The sequence below is a fragment of the Virgibacillus sp. 7505 genome, assembly GCF_002272135.1.
Lineage (GTDB): Bacteria > Bacillota > Bacilli > Bacillales > Amphibacillaceae > Terribacillus.
The window spans coordinates 1-203 of record NZ_NPBF01000531.1 but is presented as its reverse complement, the minus strand read 5'-3'; the positions used below and the strand labels follow the sequence as shown (position 1 = coordinate 203).

Here is a 203-nt window from a genome sequence, read left to right as displayed (position 1 = left end):
TTTCAAACGGGAAAACGATACGAGCGGGGCCGTTTCCGTTAAGCCATAGGCATGGTAAAACGGGACGTTCAACTTACGTTCAAAGCGCTCGATCATGCTTTGCGGTGCCGCAGAGCCGCCACAAATGACAGCACGCAAGCTGCTCAAATCATAATGACGATGTTCAAGCACTTGCAAGAGGCCGAGCCAGACAGTTGGCACAC

At 52.2% G+C, this 203-nt stretch carries 1 protein-coding gene; it reads right to left on the bottom strand.

The genetic code is table 11. From position 1 onward, the window contains the following. On the bottom strand, positions 1–203 hold a 203-nt coding region (locus tag CHH91_RS20090), incomplete at both ends, for an AMP-binding protein (protein WP_141234303.1).